Raw genomic sequence first — 20,182 nt, forward strand, 5'->3', positions numbered from 1 at the left:
AGAGAATAACATGGAAAATATAAATTTAAATAATAATGATAGAAGCGTATCCTCCTCATGGAAAACGATGATGGTTGTGCTTTTATGCCTTCTGACGGCATTACCTATGTCGGCACAGAACCGCATTGTTCGCGGTACTGTGGTTGACCAAACCGGTGAAACCGTCATTGGAGCCAATGTTCGGGTGAATGGTACCACTCGGGGTGTCATTACCGATATTAATGGTGAGTTTGAGATTGCTGCCGATGCAAAGGAAAAGCTGACTATTTCTTTTATCGGTTATATCGATGCTGTAGTTACAGCAGATAAAACCAATTTGAAGATTACGCTAAAAGAAGACAGCCAGACTTTGGAAGAAGTAGTAGTTGTAGGTTATGGTACACAGAAGAAAGCTACACTGACAGGTGCGGTTTCTGCCATCAATAACAAGGAAATTGCCGTTACCAAGAACGAAAATGTGGTGAACATGCTTTCTGGTAAAGTTCCCGGTGTGCGTATTTCACAGAAGAGTTCACAGCCTGGTGAGTTTGATAATGCCATTGATATTCGTGGTATGGGTGATCCGTTGATTGTAGTTGATGGTATTCCTCGTGATAAGGCTTATTTCTCTCGTATGGATGCCAATGAAATCGATAATGTATCTGTATTGAAAGATGCTTCTGCGGCTATTTATGGTGTGCGTGCTGCTAATGGTGTAATCTTGGTTACTACCAAGCATGGTGAAGCTTCCAATGGTAAGTTCGACATTACGTTCTCCGCTAATTATGGTTGGCAGCAATTCCTTTATGTACCGCAAACAGCAAGTGCGGCAGACCACATGTTGCTTATCAATGAAAAGTATTATAATGCTTTTGGTGACAACACTTATCCGAACCGCACTCCTGCTAAATACACTTGGCAGCAAATGATGGAATACAGTACTGGAAGGAAAAAAAGTACGAACTGGACAAAAGAATTGTTTGATGATAACGTTCCACAGCAACAATATAACGTTAGTGTGAATGGTGGTTCTGAGAAGGTAAACTATTTCTTTAACCTCGGTTATTTGAAACAGGAAGGATCATATAAAAGCGGTTCTTTGAATTACGATCGTTGGAACTTCCGTAGCAATATCGATGCCAAGATTACTGACCGTTTGAAGGCTACTATACAAACCAGTGGTTATATGGATGAGAAGAATCAACCGTTTACCGATATTTGGTCTGTTTATAAAAAAGCCTGGACTTATAGGCCGACTTCAGAGGCTTATGTAGATGGTGATCATAATTATCCTGCTTGGGACAGCGAAATGGGTGAACCTGAAAATCCTGTAGCTGCTATCAACAGTGATCTTACCGGCTATCGCCGTGAAAAACGTTATAACTTCAATGGCGCTTTGTCATTGACCTATGACATTCCGGGTGTGAAAGGTTTGAGTGCAAAGGCTTTTTATAGCTACGACTATTATACTACCAATAATACGAGTTATAAACGTGCTTATAAATTGTACAATAAGCGTGAAGATGGTACAATGGAAAGTTTCGATCGCAATGCTGACAGCAATTTGCGACGTAATACTGACCCGAATTACGGAACAGTGATGCAGCTTTCTTTGAACTATGCCAATAAATTTGGTGATCATAATGTTGGGGCTATGGTATTGTTCGAAGAACAGTATAACAATTGGGATAACTTTTATGCACAACGTGTTATGCAGTTGGATGGTGAATACTTGATTTATGGTGAAGAGAAGGATCAGATAGGTTCGATGGGAGGCGCTGGTGACAAGACTCGTCAGTCAGTTGTAGGTAAAGTAAACTACGACTACAAAGGACGCTATATGGTAGATTTCTCTTTCCGTTATGATGGTTCTTCCAGTTTCCCGAAAGGGTCGCGTTGGGGATTTTTCCCGTCCGTTTCTGCCGGTTGGCGTATAAGTGAAGAAGCATTTATGAAAGAATGGATTCCTTTCCTCACCAACTTGAAGATTCGTGGTTCTTACGGAAAGATGGGTGATGATGGTGGTGCCAGTACTTATCCTCAGACAGTAATAGCTTATAATATTGAAAAAGACAAGATTGGCTGGTTCTATAATGGTGCATTAATGGCCGGTGTTGCTGCGACTGCTATTCCTAATCCTGATTTAACATGGTATACTGCCGAAACCTATAACCTTGGTTTAGATTTCGATCTTTGGAATCAAAAGTTAAGCGGTACGTTTGAAGTCTTCAAGCGTAAACGTAGTGGTCTGCTTGCCACCTCTTCAACTGTTGTTCCGGGTACAGTCGGTGCATCTTTGCCTCAGGAAAACCTGAACAGTGACCAGACTTTCGGTTGGGAAATCAGTTTGAATCACCGTAATAGAGTCGCTGGAGTGAACTATTGGGTAGGTGGACAGATCTCTGCCACAAAGAATCGTTGGGATTATCGTTTGGACAGTCAGGCTAGTAACTCTATGGATGCTTGGCGTCGTAGAGATGTATCTGGACGTAACAAAGATATCTGGTTCTCTTACGAAGAAGGTGGACGTTTTACCAGCTATGAGCAGATTCGTTATCACAATGTTACCGGTGGTGGATATGGTCAAGGAACTTTACCTGGTGACTATTACTATAAAGACTGGAATGGTGATGGTGTAATCAACGGTGATGATAACCACCCGATGGCAACTTATAACCTACCGGTATTTAACTATGGTTTTGTGATGGGAGCCGAATGGAAAGGTGTAGACATCTCTCTGAACTGGCAGGGCGCAGCAGGCGTATACAATTCTTATGATGAGGTATTTACCGAAGTTGGTCCGTTTAATGGTGGTGCAGTGTTGGATATTTACCTTGACCGCTGGCATACAATTAACCCAAGCGATGATCCTTTCAATCCGAATACTCAGTGGGTATCAGGTTTGTACCCAGCTACGGGGCACAGTTTCAGTAATGCAGGAACGGGTATTAAAAATACCTCATATCTGCGTCTGAAAACTTTGGAAGTAGGTTATACATTACCTAAAACTTGGGTAGCCAAAGCAGGAATTAAAGATCTTCGCGTTTATTTCAATGCTTATAACCTTTTGACCTTTACTGGTTTGGATAATATAGACCCGGAACGTCCCGGTCGTCAGGGTGGAGCTAATAATGGTGATTCTTCTGGTATTTTGTTCTACAATTATCCTGTGAACCGTACGTTTAACATTGGTGCAACAATCAAATTCTAAAGATAAAAGGATAGAATATGAAAACATTAAAATATATATTTGTAGCAGCTGCATTGGGGCTTACGGCGACTTCTTGCTATGACTTAGATCTGGAGCCGAAAGGACTTATTTATGAAAATGTGCTGTTTCAATCGGACAATGGTATCAAGAAGTATCTTGCTCTGATGTACCAGGATCTTCCGATAGAAGATTTCAATTATAGTCAGAATGGTGACGATAAGGGATATGCAACAGTAAATGCCAGTGGTTGGCATAGCGGTAATAGATGGCAGGCCCAGAAAGGTAGTCCGGCGTCTTGTGCTGCTGAGGCAGCAGGCCGTGGCACTTCTTATGGCGATGGTTGGGGATATTGGAATTACGACCGTATCCGTGACATCAACAATATGCTGGAAAAACTACCAGATTATCGTTCCAATTATAAAGAGAATGATTATAATGCCTATTTGGGCGAAGCTCGTTTCCTACGTGCATTTTACTATTTCGGAATAGTGAAACGCTATGGCGGTGTACCTATTGTGGATAAAGTGCTTGATCCTAAAGCACCATTAGAGGAATTACAGCAACCGCGTAATACAGAATATGAATGCTGGAAGTTCATCTATGAGGATTTGAAGTTTGCCATGGAAAATGCCACCGCTTCTAAAGATGAAGTAGGGCGTGCTAACCGTTATGCAGCCGCGGCATTGATGTCTCGTGCCATGCTATATGCGGGTTCTATCGCCAAATATAATCAGTATACTGCTGTTACCGGTCCGGCTGTTTCTGCCGGTCTGATGGGTATGCCGGCAGACAAGGCACAAGAATTCTTCCAATATGCTTATGATGCATGTAAATTTTTGAAGGATGCCGGATTTAAACTGCACACAGGTGCAGATAAAGAGAAAGCTTATACTGAAGTCTTTTTGAATCCGAATACGGAAGAGGATATCATGGTTAAGCAATATGGTCCTAATACCAGTACTCCTACCAACACAAGTTTGTTCCATTGTTGGGACTGCATGGTGTTGCCGAAGGGTGAAGGTCTTTCAGGTGACGTAGGCGTTGCACTTCAGCCGGCATGGGAAATCATGGGGCTTTATGAAATGCCTGCCATCATTGATGAAGAAACAGGTGAGCCAGTACGTTTTAATGATTACAGGGAGCTTTGGAATAATGGTGAAATGGAAGCGAGATGCCGTGCCAATTTCTACTTCAGTGGTATGAAGGAATCTATGTCTGGTACGGAATTGGATTTCCAGGGTGGTGTATATAAAAGCTATCCGGGGCTTGCCGCTGATGGTACTGCAGAAACACAGGGAAGTGTCAATGACTATACCAACCAGTATCGTGTAAGAGCATCTCAGCCAGGTGAATACAAGGATATTAATGGTACGAAGGTAAAAGTTAGTGGTATTCATGGTCTGGCAGAAGGTACAGGTGATGAAGGTTATTCTCGTATGGGTGCTTGCATTCGTAAGTACGTACAGGCCGAGGGAACCAATGCACGTGTATTCTTCACCAACTATCAGCCATGGAAGGTATTCCGTTATGGTGAGATTTTGCTGAATTGGGCAGAAGCTGCTTATGAATTGGGGCTGATTACCGGTAACGAAGATTTGAAAAAAGAAGCTTTCGAACATATAAATGAGATACGTGACCGTGCAGGTGCCCATCAACATGAGATGGTTACTAATCCGATAGATGTAGGTTCCGAAACCTATGGCTTTGCAATCGATGAGAATTTGCAATATATCCGTGATGAACGCGCCCGTGAACTTTGTTTCGAAAACCATCGCTTGTTCGATATTCGTCGTTGGAGAGTAGCCGACATCATGTTCCAGAATGGCGTGTATACTCATACATTACTTCCGTATTTGGTTCTCGATGAAAATAAGTGGATATTCTTGAATGAGGTAGAGCGTGAAGGTCGTAGAGTGACATTTGACAAACGTCATTATTATGAACAGATTCCGGGTGGCGAAATCAATAAGAACCCGTTGTTGATTCGTAATGATGGTTATTAAATGGAATAATTTTAGAAAAAGTATTGATATGAAAAAGTTTATATATAGTTTATTGTTTGGTACTTCGGCATTGCTAATGGCATCATGCATGGAGGTGGATAATTTCGATGCACCCGATTGCCATTTCTATGGAAAGATTATAGACTCTACTACTGGAGAGGGTATCGTTTCCGACCGGGGAGATTGCCACATTCGTATATGGGAAGTGAGCTATAAAGTCAATCCCGGAAGTCAGGATCTTGTAGTCAAGGAAGATGGTACATTCAACAATACTAAACTCTTTGCCGGTACATACGATATGGTTCCGGAAGGATCTTGGTGGCCTGCAGATACCATCCGCATGGGTATTGGTAATAAAACCAGTCAGAATTTTGAGGTAACTCCTTATCTGAAAGTGTTTGATTTTAAAACAGAACTTGTAGGAACTACACTTACCATGTCTTGTCGATTGGATGCTCCGAAAACCGAAGGGCTTCCTCAGATTACGGAAATTCGCCCATTTCTTAGTTTAAATAATTTCTGTGGCGCTTCCAATTGCATTGGTTATTACAATACGAATACATTTAAAATCAATGTGATGAAGACTTGGGATAAAATAGAAAAGGCGGAAGATGGTAAAAGTTTGACTTATACAGTTGAAGTACCTGTGAAGCCTGGATATATTTATTTCGCTCGTATGGGAGCCAGAGTAAAGGATAAATTTGAAAAATACAATTATACAGAGATTGTAAAGATAGAAGTTCCTAACGAGTAGTTTCATTAAGGGTAATAAGATTGTGATAGTTGGCCGGAAGGGGAGACGAATGTTTGTTCTTCCGGCCTTTGTCTTAACTATTTAAAATAGAAAAATGAGATTGAATAAAATATATTATTTGGTATTATGTGCTCTTCTGGCAGGTATTACATCTTGTGGTGGTGGAGATGATGCGTTCATTCCACCTGCTATAGAACCTGATGAACCGGATCCTCCTACGCCTGAGGAAGTATACAATACCCCCGATTTTACTCCTCACGTAGATGGTGAACCTTTTGATACTTATCGTGGCTTAGTGATGGCAGGTTATCAAGGTTGGTTTGGTGCTCCTGGCGACGGTTGTTCTCATAGTAAACATACGAATACTCAATGGTATCATTATCGTGAAAATGACATGTTTGAACCTGGTGTATTACGTAATTCTATTGACTTCTGGCCCGACATGAAGGAGTACGAGAAGCAATATACCCCCGGAAAATTCAAATATCCGAATGGAGAAGTTGCTACAGTCTATAGTGCTTATGATGAGTCCAGTGTATTACTCCATTTCAAATGGATGAAGGAGTATGGACTTGACGGTGTATTTATGCAACGCTTTGTTGGTGAAGTTATAAATAATCCGGATGGAAAAGATCACTTTGATAAGGTCTTGGAATCAGCCATGAAAGGTTCTAATACTTACCAGCGTGCCATTTGTGTCATGTACGATTTAGGTGGCTTTATGTCTGATAATAGCCGGAATACCAATGCGGTTCTGGCTGATGCACAAGCTATTATGGACAAATTCCAGTTATTGAATAGGAATGCTAAACAAAAGTATTATCTCTACCAGGGAGGAAAACCACTTATAGTGCTGTGGGGCGTAGGCTTCAATGATAACCGGCCTTATTCACTTAATGATATTGAAGAACTGATGAATGGTTTGAAAGCAAAGGGATTCAGTATTATGTTAGGTGTTCCTACTTATTGGCGTGAAAGAAGGAATGATGCATTACCGGATGCAAAATTACATGACTTGATAAAGGCTTCCGATGTTATCATGCCATGGTTTGTCGGTCGCTTTGGCAATGATAACTACTCAAATTTCCACAGTCTTGTGGAAAATGACATCAAATGGTGTAAAGAGAATAAGGTAGAATATGCTCCGCTTTGTTTCCCGGGTTCTTCCGATCGTAATATGCATCCCAATAATGGTATAAATTCACGTGTGGGTGGTAAATTCCTTTGGAATCAGATGTATCATTGCATTAAGTCGGGTGCGCAATTGCTTTATATTGCTATGTTCGATGAAATAGATGAAGGTACAGCTATCTATAAATGCTTAAATCAGAGTGATGTTCCGAGTAATGAGTCTGCCGTTGACTATTATGTTGTTTATCAAAACGGAGGATACCGGATTAGCAGCAAAATGGTTGAAGGATTGACTGGCAATGATTGGTGCCAACGTGCCAAGGATTTGAATATAACCTTTATGGGTATTGAAGACGGATTGCCTACCGATCACTACCTATGGCTTGTAGGTCAAGGCAAGAAGATGCTACGGGGAGAAATTCCCTTGAAAGCTTCCTGGCCTTCCAGATAAATCAAGGATTTGCATCTATCCGCTACGTACCAGAACCATACTTGCTCCGTACCATCTCCAGTGTTTCTCCACTCAGAGGTACTTCTGACTGGAGAATGTACGGAGCAAGTATGGTTCTGGTATGTAGCAGGTATGCTTTTCCTCCTTTTTAAAGATATCATAATCTATTATGAAAACTTTCCCTAACTAAAAAAGCGAAAGATGAAAAAACTGCTATGTTGCATGTTTACACTCTTTTGTTCGGTACATCTGTTGTACAGTCAACAAAAAGAGTATAAGGCGTATCTGGTAGCAACAGCCCATTTTGATACGCAGTGGAACTGGGATGTACGTGAATCTATAGACGATTATCTGCACCGTACAATGGTACAGAACTTTTGGCTCTTCGAGCGTTTCCCCAATTATATCTTTAACTTTGAGAGTGCTCAGAAATATGCGTGGATGAAAGAGTATTATCCGCACGAGTACGAACTTGTAAAGAAGTACATCAAGGCAGGACGCTGGAATGTAGTGGGAAGTGCATGGGAAGCGACGGATCCTAATATTCCTTCCTCCGAATCTTTTTTCAGGAATGTCCTGTTAGGGCAGGAATTCTATAAAAAAGAGTTTGGTATAAAATCAAACGATATTTATTTGCCGGACTGTTTCGGTTTCGGTTACACATTACCCACCATCGCCGCGCATTGCGGGCTGATAGGTTTTTCTACCCAGAAACTCCAATGGCGGAAAAATCCGTATTTTGGGAAAAAAGAAAAAATGCCATTTAAGATAGGTCTTTGGCAAGGTCTGGATGGTGCCCGGATTATGGCTGTACTTGATGCTGGAGGATATGGTACGTCGTACTACTACGATGACATCAGTACCAATCGCCGTATTCTGGAGAGAGCTAAGTTAGGTCCTGATAATACAGCTTATAGCTACTACGGAGTAGGAGACCGAGGCGGATCGCCCACACTTCCTTCCGTTTATTCATTGGAAAAAAGTTTAAAGGCAGATGGCCCGTTAGAAATTATCAGTGCCAAAGCCGGACAGATATATGAGGATTATTATCCTTTTGAAAAGCATCCCGAACTTCCTGTCTATGATGGTGAGTTACTGATGGACGTGCATGGGGTAGGTTGTTATACTTCGCAGGCGGCGATGAAACACTTCAACCGTCGGAACGAACATCTGGCGGATGCTGCTGAGAGAGCATCTGCAGTAGCAGAAATACTGGGCGGATTGGAATATCCTTCGGATGCTTTACGCGAAAATTGGCAACGCTTTCTGTGGCATCAATTCCATGATGACCTGACGGGAACCAGTATCCCGCAATCATATACTTTCTCCTGGAATGATGAATTGATAGCTCAGACACGTTTTGCCGAAGCCATTACGACGGCAGTAGGAGCTGTGAGCCGGGCTTTGAATACTAAAGTAAAAGGAATACCGGTTGTGGTTTATAATCCTGTTGCTTCCGGGCGGAGAGATGTGGTGAAGGCTACGGTTAAGATGGATAAACGACCGTCAGGAATTAAAGTAACCTCTCAGAAAGGCGAAAATATGCCTGCACAATTGATTGCCTGGGAAGATGGAATGGCGGAAATTCTCTTTGTTGCTCAGGTTGATCCGCTTAGTTTCTCGGTATATAGCATTCAGCCGGGAGCCGCTGCTGCTTCTAAGAATTTACAGGTAAAGAATCAGACTATTGAAAATGCTGTCTATAAGATAACATTGGATGCATATGGAGACATGGCTTCTGTTTTTGATAAAAAGAACAACCGTGAACTGGTACAAGCCGGCAAACCGTTTCGCCTGATGATGTTTACTGAAAATCTTTCTACGGATTATCCGGCTTGGGAGATTTATAAAAAGGTGTTGGATGGACCGAGTACTTCCATTACGGATAATGTGAAGATTTCTGTAGCTGAGAATGGTCCCTTAAGAGCATCCTTGCGCATAGAACGTACATACGACGACTCTAAGTTTATACAATATATCACCTTAACAGACGGAGCAGAGGATGACAGAATTGAAATCAACAATGAGATTGACTGGCAAGGAAAGAAAGCCTTACTAAAAGCAGAATTTCCGACTACCGTATCCAATGAAAAAGCAACTTATGATTTGGGCTTAGGTTATGTGAAGCGTGGTAATAATGTAGAAAACTCTTTTGAAGTTTTGGGACATCAATGGGCTGATCTGACTGCCAGTGATTCTTCTTATGGTATTTCTATTTTAAATGAATCAAAATATGGGTGGGATAAGCCTGGCGATAACACCATTCGCCTGACATTGCTTCATACCCCCCAGCCTGGCAAACATTATACTTATCAGGATCATCAGGATCATGGGCATCACGCTTTCCGCTATGCAATTGTAGGGCATCAGTCCGATGCAACAAAAGCTGATATTGCCTGGAAGGCTGAGAACTTTAACCAACCGTTACTGGCGTTTGCTACTGCCAAGCATGCTGGTAAATTGGGAAGCTCTTATTCATTTGCTACTGCGGACCGTCCTCAAATAGCTTTGAAAGCTATAAAGAAAGCGGAGGATGGAAAAGGATATATTATTCGTATCAATGAAATTTACGGTAATTCTTATGAGCAAGGATGTGTGGAGTTTGCATCTGATATTGAAAGTGCCAAAGAAGTGAACGGCATTGAAGAGGAAATTGGAGATGCTGCTTTTTCCGGTAAGAAGCTTTTGGTCAGTGGCAAAGCTTTCCAGCCTCGTACATTTAAGGTTACGTTTAAACAGAAGCCTTTGCTGAGCATTCCAACCAGCCAGTCTATAGAATTGGCATATAATGCGGTGGCTCTGACATCCGATGAATTTAACCGTACAGGTAACTTTGACCGTCAGGGAAATTCACTGGCGGCTGAACTGATGCCTGAAAGGATTCTTTCGGATGGAGTTGAGTTCAAGATGCAGAATGATCCTGCTGTATTCAATTATATCCGGGCTAATGGCGACACCATTCTTTTGCCTGAGCATCATGGTGCGAATAAGCTTTTCCTCTTGGCAACTTCCGTTAAAGGTGACCGTCAGGCTACTTTTTTGGTGGATGGTAAGTCTTATCAGTTCAATGTACCCTACTATTCGGGTTTCTATGGTCAATGGGGCTGGAAGGGTGAGAGTGAAGGTTATATCAAGGATGCTTCCATAGGATACATTGCTAACCATAAACATAGTGAACATAAGGGGAATGATTCGTATAGTTTTGCCTATTTATATAAGCTTTGCCTGGATATTCCTGCTGATGCCCGTATGCTGGTACTGCCTAAAGATGCAGGTATAGCGGTGTTTGCTGCTACACTGACTGGTAATCAGAATTATGACATTAAACCGGTCACAGAGATGCGTGTACTGCCTTATCAGACTAAGGAAATAGAGTATACTACGGAGCCAGTTCCTTTCTATCGGGAACGCAGTGCCTGGTAACATTTAACAAGCAGAGTATCATGAAAAATATTGTTTATTTCTTTATTCTATTATTCTTCTCTTTCCCTTGTTCCCTGCGAGGCCAAGGGAAAGGGTATCATTTCGATGAGAGAGGCATTTCCCGGCAGGTATTGGAAAATTATTTAGATCGTTCCATTACAATGGTGTATCTGCTGATGCCTGATAAGCCGGAAGGCAGGAGAGTATATTCTTATCATGCGGACGATATGCGTATGGTCAAGAATATCGGGGCAAAGTTTATCGGTCGCTCCATCTATCGTTGGGGAGGCGAGAGCCTGCTGAATGAACCTGAATTCTGGAATAAGGCGAAAACTCTTGCCAATGAACTACATACGTACGATCCCGATATAATCCTCCAAGGATGCCTGTTCGAGATTGTTACGGAAGAAGTAAATCAGGTTAAGATTCCGGATTGGGTATTCACCGGATATGGTTTGCCAGTTGAGGCGCGTACTTTCTCTTATGCAGATATGTTGAATAAAGAAGGACGTTTGGTCGATCATTGGCGTAAAGGCAGTAGTGTGCCTGATATCAGCAGGTTGGAAACTCAGCTTTGGTTTTATTATCTGGCATGTGCTTATATAGGTGTCGGATGTGAAGCTTTCCATCTCGGGCAGATTGAGTTAATCGGAATGAACGACCCGGAACGGGAATCCTGGGCTCATGTCATCGGAAAGATACGTGAATATGCAAGTACTCATGCACGTCGTCACTGGGTATTGCTGGATGCCCATACTCCTTATGGGGGTATGGTAAGAAATGGAGTGAGTCTACTCGACTTTAACTCTTTTCCGCTTCGTATAAAAGAGATTCCTGACCAGCCCTATAAAGCTGAACTGGCTGTGGGGCATCTGGATGCTCTTTACAAAAAGAGTAAGGGATGTGTGTCACCCAGCGGTTGGAAATGTGAGCATTTGCCGTATTTGGTAGAGTTTGACAACTACGGTCGGGGGAAAGAGCCCAATGTTGCAGACCTGACTTCGCATTTTGTATGGGGATGGGATGAAATATCCTGGTTATCTCTACAACCGGAAGATTACCGGAATGAATGGCTGGTATATGCTTATCAGTGGATACACCGTACAGATCCAAATGGGCATCTGGAGATGCCAGGTTGCCGTATGATAACCTGCCCCAACCGGACAGAGGGTAACTATCGGGCTAATACGAATAGCATCGCTTGTCCTTTCGGTTATTCCCAAGAAGAAACTATCAAGAAACTTTGGAACGGACAGTAACAGTCCTATTTTAATATCTACTTAAATTTTTGCAACCATGAGGAAATGTCTTTTATTATTATTCGTTTTTTTCTTATCCGGAAGTCTGAGTGCAGCACCCAAGCATTCTAAAACTACTAAATACCCATCGTACAAGGGCCTTGTTATGGCGGGATATCAGGGATGGTTTCATCAACCGGGGAAAGGTGTGATGTATCCTGACGAAAATAGTGTCCGTATTGACATGTGGCCGGATGTCAGTGAATATGAGAAGACATATCCGACTGGACAGAAACTGGCTGATGGTTCTACTGCCCGTTTCTTTTCTTCAACGGATGAAAGTACGGTAGACTTGCATTTTAAGTGGATGCAGGAGTATGGGCTGGACGGAGTGTTTATGCAACGTTTCTTTGGAGCTGCCCGTCCGGAAGCACGCAAACGGAGCACTGTTTTGAAGCACGCCATGAGAGCGGCTTCCAAATATGGACGTGCTATTGGTGTGATGTATGATTTGTCCGGTCTGGCGGCTAAGAATGAAGATTGTTCCATGTTGATGGATGATTGGAAATATCTGGTTGATTCGTTGCGTGTGACCAATCAGGAGGGTGAACAGACTTATGTCTTTTATAATGGTAAACCGCTGGTTACTATTTGGGGAGTCGGCTTCCCGGACCGTCCGTATGATATTCGTAATATTGGGTTGGAGCGCTTTATTGACTTCCTGAAGAATGATCCGGAGTACGGCGGATGTAGTGTGATGCTGGGGGTACCTACTTTCTGGAGAGACTTGAATGCTGACTGCATCCATGATCCCTATTTGCATGAGCTTATCAGACAGGCTGATATCATTCTGCCATGGATGGTACAACGTTTTACCCCACTGCTTCACAATGATATGGACCGCTATCGTGATGTCATTCTGGATGATATTACCTGGTGTAAAAAGAATAATATCGGTTATGTGCCTTGTGTAACTCCTGGATTCAGTTGGCACAATCTAAGTCGTCATGCATTCAAGGATGATGTGAAACCTTCCGGTTCTATTCCCCGTCAGGGCGGACGCTTTTATTGGCAACAGATTTCTACGGCAATCAATGCAGGGGCTACGATGTTGTATGTAGCTATGTTCGATGAAGTGAATGAAGGTACTGCCATTTTTAAATGTACGGATAATCCTCCGGTAGGAAAAGAAGTTAAGTTTGTAGGTATGGACGGGATGCCTTCTGACCATTATTTGTGGCTGACAGGGGAAGCGGCAAGAATGCTTCGTGGGGAGAAACCGTTAAGTTTTGAAATGCCTCGGCGAGATATGAAAATAAGTGAAGCGTTAAGCCAAAATTAAGAGGGATATTAATCATGTGACTTTATTTTTGCTCATGTTAAACATAAAACAATAAATTACGTATGAAAAATTTCTTAATCACATTGGCTGTCTTGTCGTTGACACTGATGAGTTGCAACAGCCAAAAAGCAGTTAAACCGGTTACTTTAGGCCCGAATCCTTTCATTACTCACATGTACACAGCTGATCCTTCCGCCCATGTATGGGAAGACGGACGTCTGTATGTTTATGCTTCCCATGATGTCGATCCTCCGCGTGGGTGCGATTTGATGGACCGCTATCATGTGTTCTCTACGGATGACATGGTGAACTGGACAGATCATGGTGAAATACTGAACTCTTCGCAAGTATCTTGGGGACGTAAAGATGGTGGCTTCATGTGGGCACCCGATTGTGCATATAGGAATGGTACTTATTACTTTTACTTTCCGCACCCGAGTGGTGATGACTGGAACAATACCTGGAGAGTGGGTATAGCTACCAGTAAACATCCTGCCAAAGACTTCACTGTACAGGACAAGTATATTGACATGATAGGAATGGAAGACGATTGCTTTGCCATGATAGATCCTTGCGTCTTTGTGGATGATGATGATCAGGCTTATTTCTACTATGGCGGTGGAGGTCGTTGTGTGGGTGCCAAAATGAAGGATAATATGATGGAACTGGCAGAACCGCTGCGTGCTATGGAGGGTCTGAAAGATTTTCATGAGGCTGCCTGGGTACATAAAAAAGACGGTGTGTACTACTTGTCCTATGCTGATAACCATGCGGAGAATGGCAAGGGGGCTAACCGTTTAAATTATGCAACCAGTAATTCACCGCTAGGACCGTGGACATATCAGGGTGTTTATTTGGAACCGACAGGTTGCGATACAAGTCATGGGTCTATAGCTGAATATAACGGTGAATGGTATGCTTTCTATCATAACTGTTCTATTTCAGGCAGGGGAAATCTTCGTTCTATTTGTGTAGACAAGTTATACTATAATCCGGATGGAACTATAAAAGTTGTAGAACAAACAAAATAAAATCGTATGCGGCTATTTGTTCATCTGCTGAAGTTAGGTTTCTTTATTGCTGCACTCGCTTTTACAGCTTGCAGCGATAAAGATACACCGGGAGAAATACCTCCTGAAGTTCCCCCTGAAGTGCCGGAGGTAGATCCCCCGCTTCCTGACGGGCCGTATGAGTACGATTACGATATGGACTATGATTCGGAAAAATATCTGAAAGCTTATAAAGGAACGGCCTATAAAGGTCCGCATCGGGTACCCGGTACTTTAGAGGCGGAAGACTTTGATGAGGGGGCACAGAATGTGGCCTATTATGAGAGCGACTCTAAACCGGCTGATACAGGGTACAGAGGTTCGCATGCGGTTGATGTCCGTGCTGAGAGTAAGGCTTCCGGAGGTTATTATATCGGTGATGTACAGCCAGGTGAATGGATGTGTTATACGATTGAGGTGGATGGAGATGGTGCCTATTCCATTGAAACGTTCTGCGTGAAAGGGGACGGATCGGAAGGAAGTTTTTACTTTGAGGTGGATGGTCGGGGTGCAAGCCGCAGTATAGATATGCCTCTTGGGGGATGGACGGATTTTAGCTATAAAGTGAAAGTTGACGGAATCCAACTGACTAAAGGGAAGCATGTACTGAAGTATTGTGCCAATACACCGGGAAACATCGATAAGTTTGTTTTAACGCGTACAGGTGAGTTGGAAGATATTTCTAATTCTTTCATTTATCCTGTTACGAAAGCAATGAGTAACCCTCTGTTTGTAGAGTGGGAGTCACCGATGTACAATAGTTGGGTAAAGGGACCTCTCTACACGGCTGATGCTTCTGCACATGTATGGAACATTGATGGAAAAGAAGTACTTTATGTATATGCTTCGCATGATATGGAGCCTGCGCTTGGATGCGACCGTATGGATCGTTACCATGTCTTTTCTACGGAAGATATGGTGAACTGGACCGATCATGGGGAGATAATGAATGCAGCCACAGTGCGGAAACATAATGGTTGGGGTTGTGATGGCTTCATGTGGGCTCCAGATTGTGCTTATAATCCGGAGAATCAGACCTATTATTTCTACTTCCCGCATCCTGCCAATGCTACAGATTGGAATAGTACCTGGCGGGTGGGAGTCGCTACCAGTAAGTATCCGAATAAGGAATTCCGTGTAAGAGGTTATATCGAAGGTATGCCCCCGGAAATAGACCCTTGTGTATTTATAGATGATGACGGTCAACCTTACATTTATAATGGAGGTGGAGGCAAATGTTATGGTGGTAAGTTGCGGAAAGATGACTGGACGAAACTGGACGGCGAGGTTAAACCGATGACCGGCTTGAGTGATTTCCATGAAGCGACCTGGATACATAAATACAATGGCAAGTACTATCTATCGTATGCAGATAATAACCCAGGCGCCAATCGTTTGAGGTATGCAACAAGCGACTCCCCGTTAGGTCCATGGAAGTATGAGGGCATTTATCTGGAACCGACCACTTGTGACACTAGTCATGGATCTATTGTAAAGTATAAGGGTCAATGGTATGCTTTCTATCACACCTCTGATTTCTCAGGACAAGGAAATTTACGTTCGGTTTGTGTAGATAAGTTGTTCTATAATTCAGATGGAACCATACAACTTGTAAAGCAGACCCGCGGAAACAGATAGAAGTTAGATTAGTAGTATGAAAACTTTGGCATAGGGTAATGCCCTACGCTATATAATGAAAGTCTGTCAGACTTAATTGATTAACTTGAATTTAATAAATAATGCGATGAAGAACTTATTTTTTCTCTTTCTTTTTTCTCTTGTAGCTATGTCCGTAAGGGCTCAGTCTTTTACCGGTGAAAAAACGGATTGGCACGGCTTCGACCGTTATGATTTCGTAATGAGTGAAGCAACACTCCAAATCAAGCCTATCAAGGCAACACAACGTGAAGGAGCAGGAGTTGCAGGTCCGGAAAAAGGAATGCGTAGATGCATCGTAGTTGTTCCGAAACAGGCCGCTGAAGGTAACCCGTGGTCATGGCGTGGTTGCTATTGGGACCATCAGCCACAAGCTGAAATTGAACTGTTGAAGCGTGGCTTTCATATTGCTTACATCACTACCGATCCCGATCAGACATGGGAAGTATGGTATGATTTTCTGGTTCATGAACATGGTTTATCACCTAAACCTGCATTTATCGGTATGAGTCGTGGTGGAGCCAATTCTTTTACTTGGGGAACTGAGCATCCCGATAAGGTTCTGGCCATTTGTGCCGACAATCCCGGACTTTCACAAAAGGCTCTGATGGGAATGGATAAACTTGCCGGACAGGATATCCCTATCCTGAATATCTGTGGCAGCATCGACCCTATACTTAATAATACTTATGCCATTCAAGGTGTTTATCATGGCAATGGTGGACGTATGTCGGTTTTGATTAAAGACGGTACGGCACATCATCCGCACAGTTTACGGGATCCGAGTATTATAGCAGATTTTATCGAACAGGCTTATAAGGAAAAAACAGCAGAGAAGCCTGCATTTCTGCCCGATAAATACAAAAAAAGTAATTTTTATAGTACAGATCCTGTTTATTCGTATGCTGAATACGATAAACTCTGGATTACCTCATGGGGACCTTATTTTACAGGTAATTATAATAAATATATGTTCTCATTGGAAGGTGTGGAAGGACTGGTTACGGTTATTGCTCCTGAGAAACCTGCCGCCGGAAATCCCTGGATTTTCCGTTGCGATCAGCCAGAAGGTAATTCTGCTGTAGACTTGGGATTGCTTGCACGTGGTTTTCATATAGTGGTTGCTCCCATTGCTTATAATGCCGATGGCCCTTTATTGGGCCAGTGGAACATTGCATACAATTATCTTGTGAGTAAGGGGTTTGCAGCACATCCGGTTGTAGCCGGGCGTGGAGGTGCCACAGGAGAAGTTTATGCCTGGGCTATTGAGAACCCTGATAAAATAGCCGGAATCTATGGGGAAAATCCTATTTTGCGTTCTTCTTTGGCTAAGACACAGCCATTGGATAACCTGAAACCGCTTGCCGAGGCGAAGGTGCCTATTCTGCACGCTTGCGGAAGTCTTGATCCTAATTTGAAGACTCAGACCGGTGAAGCTAAAAAACGTTATGCAGGCAAGATGACAGTAATCATCGATGCAGGACGTGGACATTATCCGATTACTCCCGAAAATCCGGAGAAATTAGTAGAATTGATTGAAAAGATGATTAAATAGTAGGCAATTTAACCGCTTTATTCAATTTTAATCGGCTATTAAGTCTTTTTTAATCGAAAGGGAAAGCTTTAGGTCTTACATTTGCCTTCGCGAATAAATATAAACTAAAACTGTTATATTATGAAAATTACACATTGCCTGGCTTCTGTAGCTTTAGTTTCCATGTTGGGCGCTTGTAGTGGAGTACAAAATCAAGTAGCTGCCGTGAAAGGTCCGGTGGACTATGTAAATCCTTACATGGGAAATATCAGCCACTTGCTGGTGCCCACTTTCCCGACTATTCATCTTCCGAATAGTATGCTTCGTGTTTATCCCGAACGGGCGGATTATACAACAGATCAGTTGAACGGTCTTCCTTTGATTGTAACCAGTCATCGTGGAAGTTCAGCTTTTAACCTGAGTCCGTACCAGGGAGAGAATCTTCGTCCGGTTGTAGCTTATAGCTATGATGATGAGAAGTTGAAACCTTATTATTATGAGGTGATTCTTGATGACGAGGAAATTAAAGTGAAGTATGCTCCTTCTCATCAGTCAGCTCTTTATCAGATAGAATATAGCCAGCAGGATAAACCTGTATACATGATGATTAATTCACGAAACGGTGCCATCAAAGCTGGTGACGGATTTGTGAGCGGTTACCAGCAACTGGAGAATAATACGCGTGTGTACCTGTATATAGAATCGGACATTGCCCCTATAGAAACGGGTATTCTGGCTGATGGTAAAATAAATGCAGGCACAAAGGAAGCTGAAGGTCGCAATGCCTGTGCTGTTCTGCACTTTGCCGATGGAACGAAAACGGTAAATCTGCGCTATGGTATTTCGTTTATAAGCGAGGAACAGGCAAAAGAGAATCTACAACGTGAATTGCCGGACTATAATCTACAGGCTTTGGCAGAAAAGGGACGTCAAATCTGGGATAAAGCATTGAGCGATATTCAAGTAGAAGGTGGCAGTGATACAGATAAGCAAATTCTTTATACGTCACTTTATCGCATATTCGAACGTCCAGTTTGCATCAGTGAGGGCGGTCGTTATTTCAGTGCGTTCGACGGTAAAGTACACGAGGATAATGGCGAACCTTTCTATACGGACGACTGGATTTGGGATACTTATCGTGCAGCTCATCCCCTGCGCCTCCTGATTGACGAAGATACGGAAAAGAATGTGATTGACTCTTATCTGCGCATGGCTGAACAAATGGGTAATATGTGGATGCCGACCTTCCCTGAAATTACAGGTGACTCCCGTCGTATGAATTCCAATCATGCCGTAGCAACAGTAGCTGATGCGGCTGCTAAAGGCTTGCAGTTCGATTTGGCTAAAGCCTATGAAGCTTGCCGTAAAGGCATTGAAGAAAAAACATTGGCTCCGTGGTCGGGGGCTGCTGCCGGTTGGATCGACGATTTCTATAAGAAGAACGGATATATTCCTGCACTCCAGGCGGGTGAAAAAGAAACGGACCCGAATGTACATCATTTCGAAAAGCGTCAGCCGATTGCAGTAACATTAGGAACTTCCTATGACCAGTGGTGCCTGTCTCGTATAGCCGATATGTTGGGTAAGAAAGAAGAAGCTGCTTACTATCTGCAATGTGCCCATAATTATCGCAATGTGTATAATGCAGAAACTGCTTTCTTCCATCCGAAGGATAAGAATGGCAAGTGGATCGAACCGTTCGATTATCGTTTCTCAGGAGGTATGGGGGCCCGTGAATATTATGGTGAGAATAATGGTTGGGTTTATCGTTGGGATGTTCCTCACAATGTAGCCGATCTGATTGATCTGATGGGTGGTGACAAACAGTTTATTGCAAATCTGGATCAGACTTTCCGTGAACCGTTGGGACGTGGCAAATATGCTTTCTATGCACAGATACCGGATCATACCGGAAATGTGGGGCAATTCTCAATGGCCAATGAACCTTCTTTGCATATTCCTTATCTGTATAACTATGCAGGTCAGCCCTGGAAGACACAGAAACGTATCCGTCAGTTGCTGAAGACTTGGTTCCGTAACGACCTGATGGGGGTACCGGGAGATGAAGACGGTGGCGGTATGTCGGCATTTGTTGTATTTTCTTCTTTAGGTTTCTATCCGGTTACGCCGGGATTCCCTGCTTATAATATCGGCAGTCCTTTGTTTACTAAGGCAAAGGTGATGTTGAGCAATGGAAAGGTATTTGAAATAGAAGCACAAGGTGCGTCGGATGCAAATAAATACATCCAGTCTGCAACATTGAACGGAAAAGAATGGAATAAGCCTTGGTTTAGTCATGACGACATAAAAGAAGGTGGCAAATTGGTATTGGTGATGGGAAGCAGACCCAATAAGGCATGGGGGAGTGCAGGTGATGCAGTGCCTCCATCCGCAGAAAAACAATAAGGTAT

Annotated in this window: 11 protein-coding genes; all 11 read left to right on the forward strand. The window is 42.9% G+C overall.

Going from position 1 to position 20,182, the window contains the following annotated elements:
* Window positions 1–10 precede the first annotated feature (10 nt).
* The 11 genes from DW036_RS01735 (at window position 11) to DW036_RS01790 (ending at window position 20,177) form a co-directional block, all read left to right on the forward strand.
* Window positions 11–3,190 (forward strand): TonB-dependent receptor, encoded by a 3,180-nt coding sequence (locus tag DW036_RS01735; protein WP_118460819.1) that lies wholly within the window; start codon window positions 11–13, stop codon window positions 3,188–3,190.
* A gap of 17 nt (window positions 3,191–3,207) precedes the next feature.
* A complete protein-coding gene (locus tag DW036_RS01740; protein ID WP_118460821.1) occupies window positions 3,208–5,193 on the forward strand; it encodes a RagB/SusD family nutrient uptake outer membrane protein in 1,986 nt (661 codons plus the stop codon).
* Between the two features lie 28 nt (window positions 5,194–5,221).
* A complete protein-coding gene (locus DW036_RS01745; protein WP_118461167.1) occupies window positions 5,222–5,947 on the forward strand; it encodes a DUF3823 domain-containing protein in 726 nt (241 codons plus the stop codon).
* Between the two features lie 94 nt (window positions 5,948–6,041).
* Window positions 6,042–7,529: a glycoside hydrolase family 71/99-like protein gene (locus tag DW036_RS01750; RefSeq protein WP_118460823.1), complete on the forward strand. Its 1,488-nt coding sequence runs from the start codon at window positions 6,042–6,044 to the stop codon at window positions 7,527–7,529.
* 201 nt (window positions 7,530–7,730) lie between these two features.
* Window positions 7,731–10,952: an alpha-mannosidase gene (locus DW036_RS01760; RefSeq protein ID WP_118460826.1), complete on the forward strand. Its 3,222-nt coding sequence runs from the start codon at window positions 7,731–7,733 to the stop codon at window positions 10,950–10,952.
* A 20-nt stretch (window positions 10,953–10,972) separates the two neighbouring features.
* Window positions 10,973–12,211, forward strand: a complete 1,239-nt coding sequence (locus tag DW036_RS01765; protein WP_118460828.1) for a hypothetical protein — start codon at window positions 10,973–10,975, stop codon at window positions 12,209–12,211.
* A gap of 37 nt (window positions 12,212–12,248) precedes the next feature.
* The gene (locus DW036_RS01770; RefSeq protein ID WP_118460830.1) at window positions 12,249–13,532 is read left to right on the forward strand and encodes a glycoside hydrolase family 71/99-like protein; all 1,284 of its coding nucleotides are present in this window, start codon (window positions 12,249–12,251) and stop codon (window positions 13,530–13,532) included.
* Between the two features lie 62 nt (window positions 13,533–13,594).
* Window positions 13,595–14,563 (forward strand): family 43 glycosylhydrolase, encoded by a 969-nt coding sequence (locus DW036_RS01775; RefSeq protein ID WP_118460831.1) that lies wholly within the window; start codon window positions 13,595–13,597, stop codon window positions 14,561–14,563.
* A 6-nt stretch (window positions 14,564–14,569) separates the two neighbouring features.
* Entirely contained in the window at window positions 14,570–16,219 is a 1,650-nt protein-coding gene (locus DW036_RS01780; protein ID WP_118460833.1) for a family 43 glycosylhydrolase, read from the forward strand.
* Between the two features lie 106 nt (window positions 16,220–16,325).
* Window positions 16,326–17,792, forward strand: coding sequence for an alpha/beta fold hydrolase (locus tag DW036_RS01785; protein WP_233560215.1), 1,467 nt, complete (start codon window positions 16,326–16,328; stop codon window positions 17,790–17,792).
* A gap of 120 nt (window positions 17,793–17,912) precedes the next feature.
* The gene (locus DW036_RS01790) at window positions 17,913–20,177 is read left to right on the forward strand and encodes a GH92 family glycosyl hydrolase (protein WP_118460835.1); all 2,265 of its coding nucleotides are present in this window, start codon (window positions 17,913–17,915) and stop codon (window positions 20,175–20,177) included.
* Window positions 20,178–20,182 lie beyond the last annotated feature (5 nt).

Source organism: Bacteroides sp. AF39-11AC (genome assembly GCF_003474285.1).
GTDB lineage: Bacteria > Bacteroidota > Bacteroidia > Bacteroidales > Bacteroidaceae > Bacteroides.

What these genes read in the sequence shown, in the direction of transcription:
- DW036_RS01735 (WP_118460819.1), top strand. Translation starts at nt 11, where the DNA reads ATGGAAAATATAAATTTAAATAATAATGATAGAAGCGTATCCTCCTCA.
- DW036_RS01740 (WP_118460821.1), top strand. Translation starts at nt 3,208, where the DNA reads ATGAAAACATTAAAATATATATTTGTAGCAGCTGCATTGGGGCTTACG.
- DW036_RS01745 (WP_118461167.1), top strand. Translation starts at nt 5,222, where the DNA reads ATGAAAAAGTTTATATATAGTTTATTGTTTGGTACTTCGGCATTGCTA.
- DW036_RS01750 (WP_118460823.1), top strand. Translation starts at nt 6,042, where the DNA reads ATGAGATTGAATAAAATATATTATTTGGTATTATGTGCTCTTCTGGCA.
- DW036_RS01760 (WP_118460826.1), top strand. Translation starts at nt 7,731, where the DNA reads ATGAAAAAACTGCTATGTTGCATGTTTACACTCTTTTGTTCGGTACAT.
- DW036_RS01765 (WP_118460828.1), top strand. Translation starts at nt 10,973, where the DNA reads ATGAAAAATATTGTTTATTTCTTTATTCTATTATTCTTCTCTTTCCCT.
- DW036_RS01770 (WP_118460830.1), top strand. Translation starts at nt 12,249, where the DNA reads ATGAGGAAATGTCTTTTATTATTATTCGTTTTTTTCTTATCCGGAAGT.
- DW036_RS01775 (WP_118460831.1), top strand. Translation starts at nt 13,595, where the DNA reads ATGAAAAATTTCTTAATCACATTGGCTGTCTTGTCGTTGACACTGATG.
- DW036_RS01780 (WP_118460833.1), top strand. Translation starts at nt 14,570, where the DNA reads ATGCGGCTATTTGTTCATCTGCTGAAGTTAGGTTTCTTTATTGCTGCA.
- DW036_RS01785 (WP_233560215.1), top strand. Translation starts at nt 16,326, where the DNA reads ATGAAGAACTTATTTTTTCTCTTTCTTTTTTCTCTTGTAGCTATGTCC.
- DW036_RS01790 (WP_118460835.1), top strand. Translation starts at nt 17,913, where the DNA reads ATGAAAATTACACATTGCCTGGCTTCTGTAGCTTTAGTTTCCATGTTG.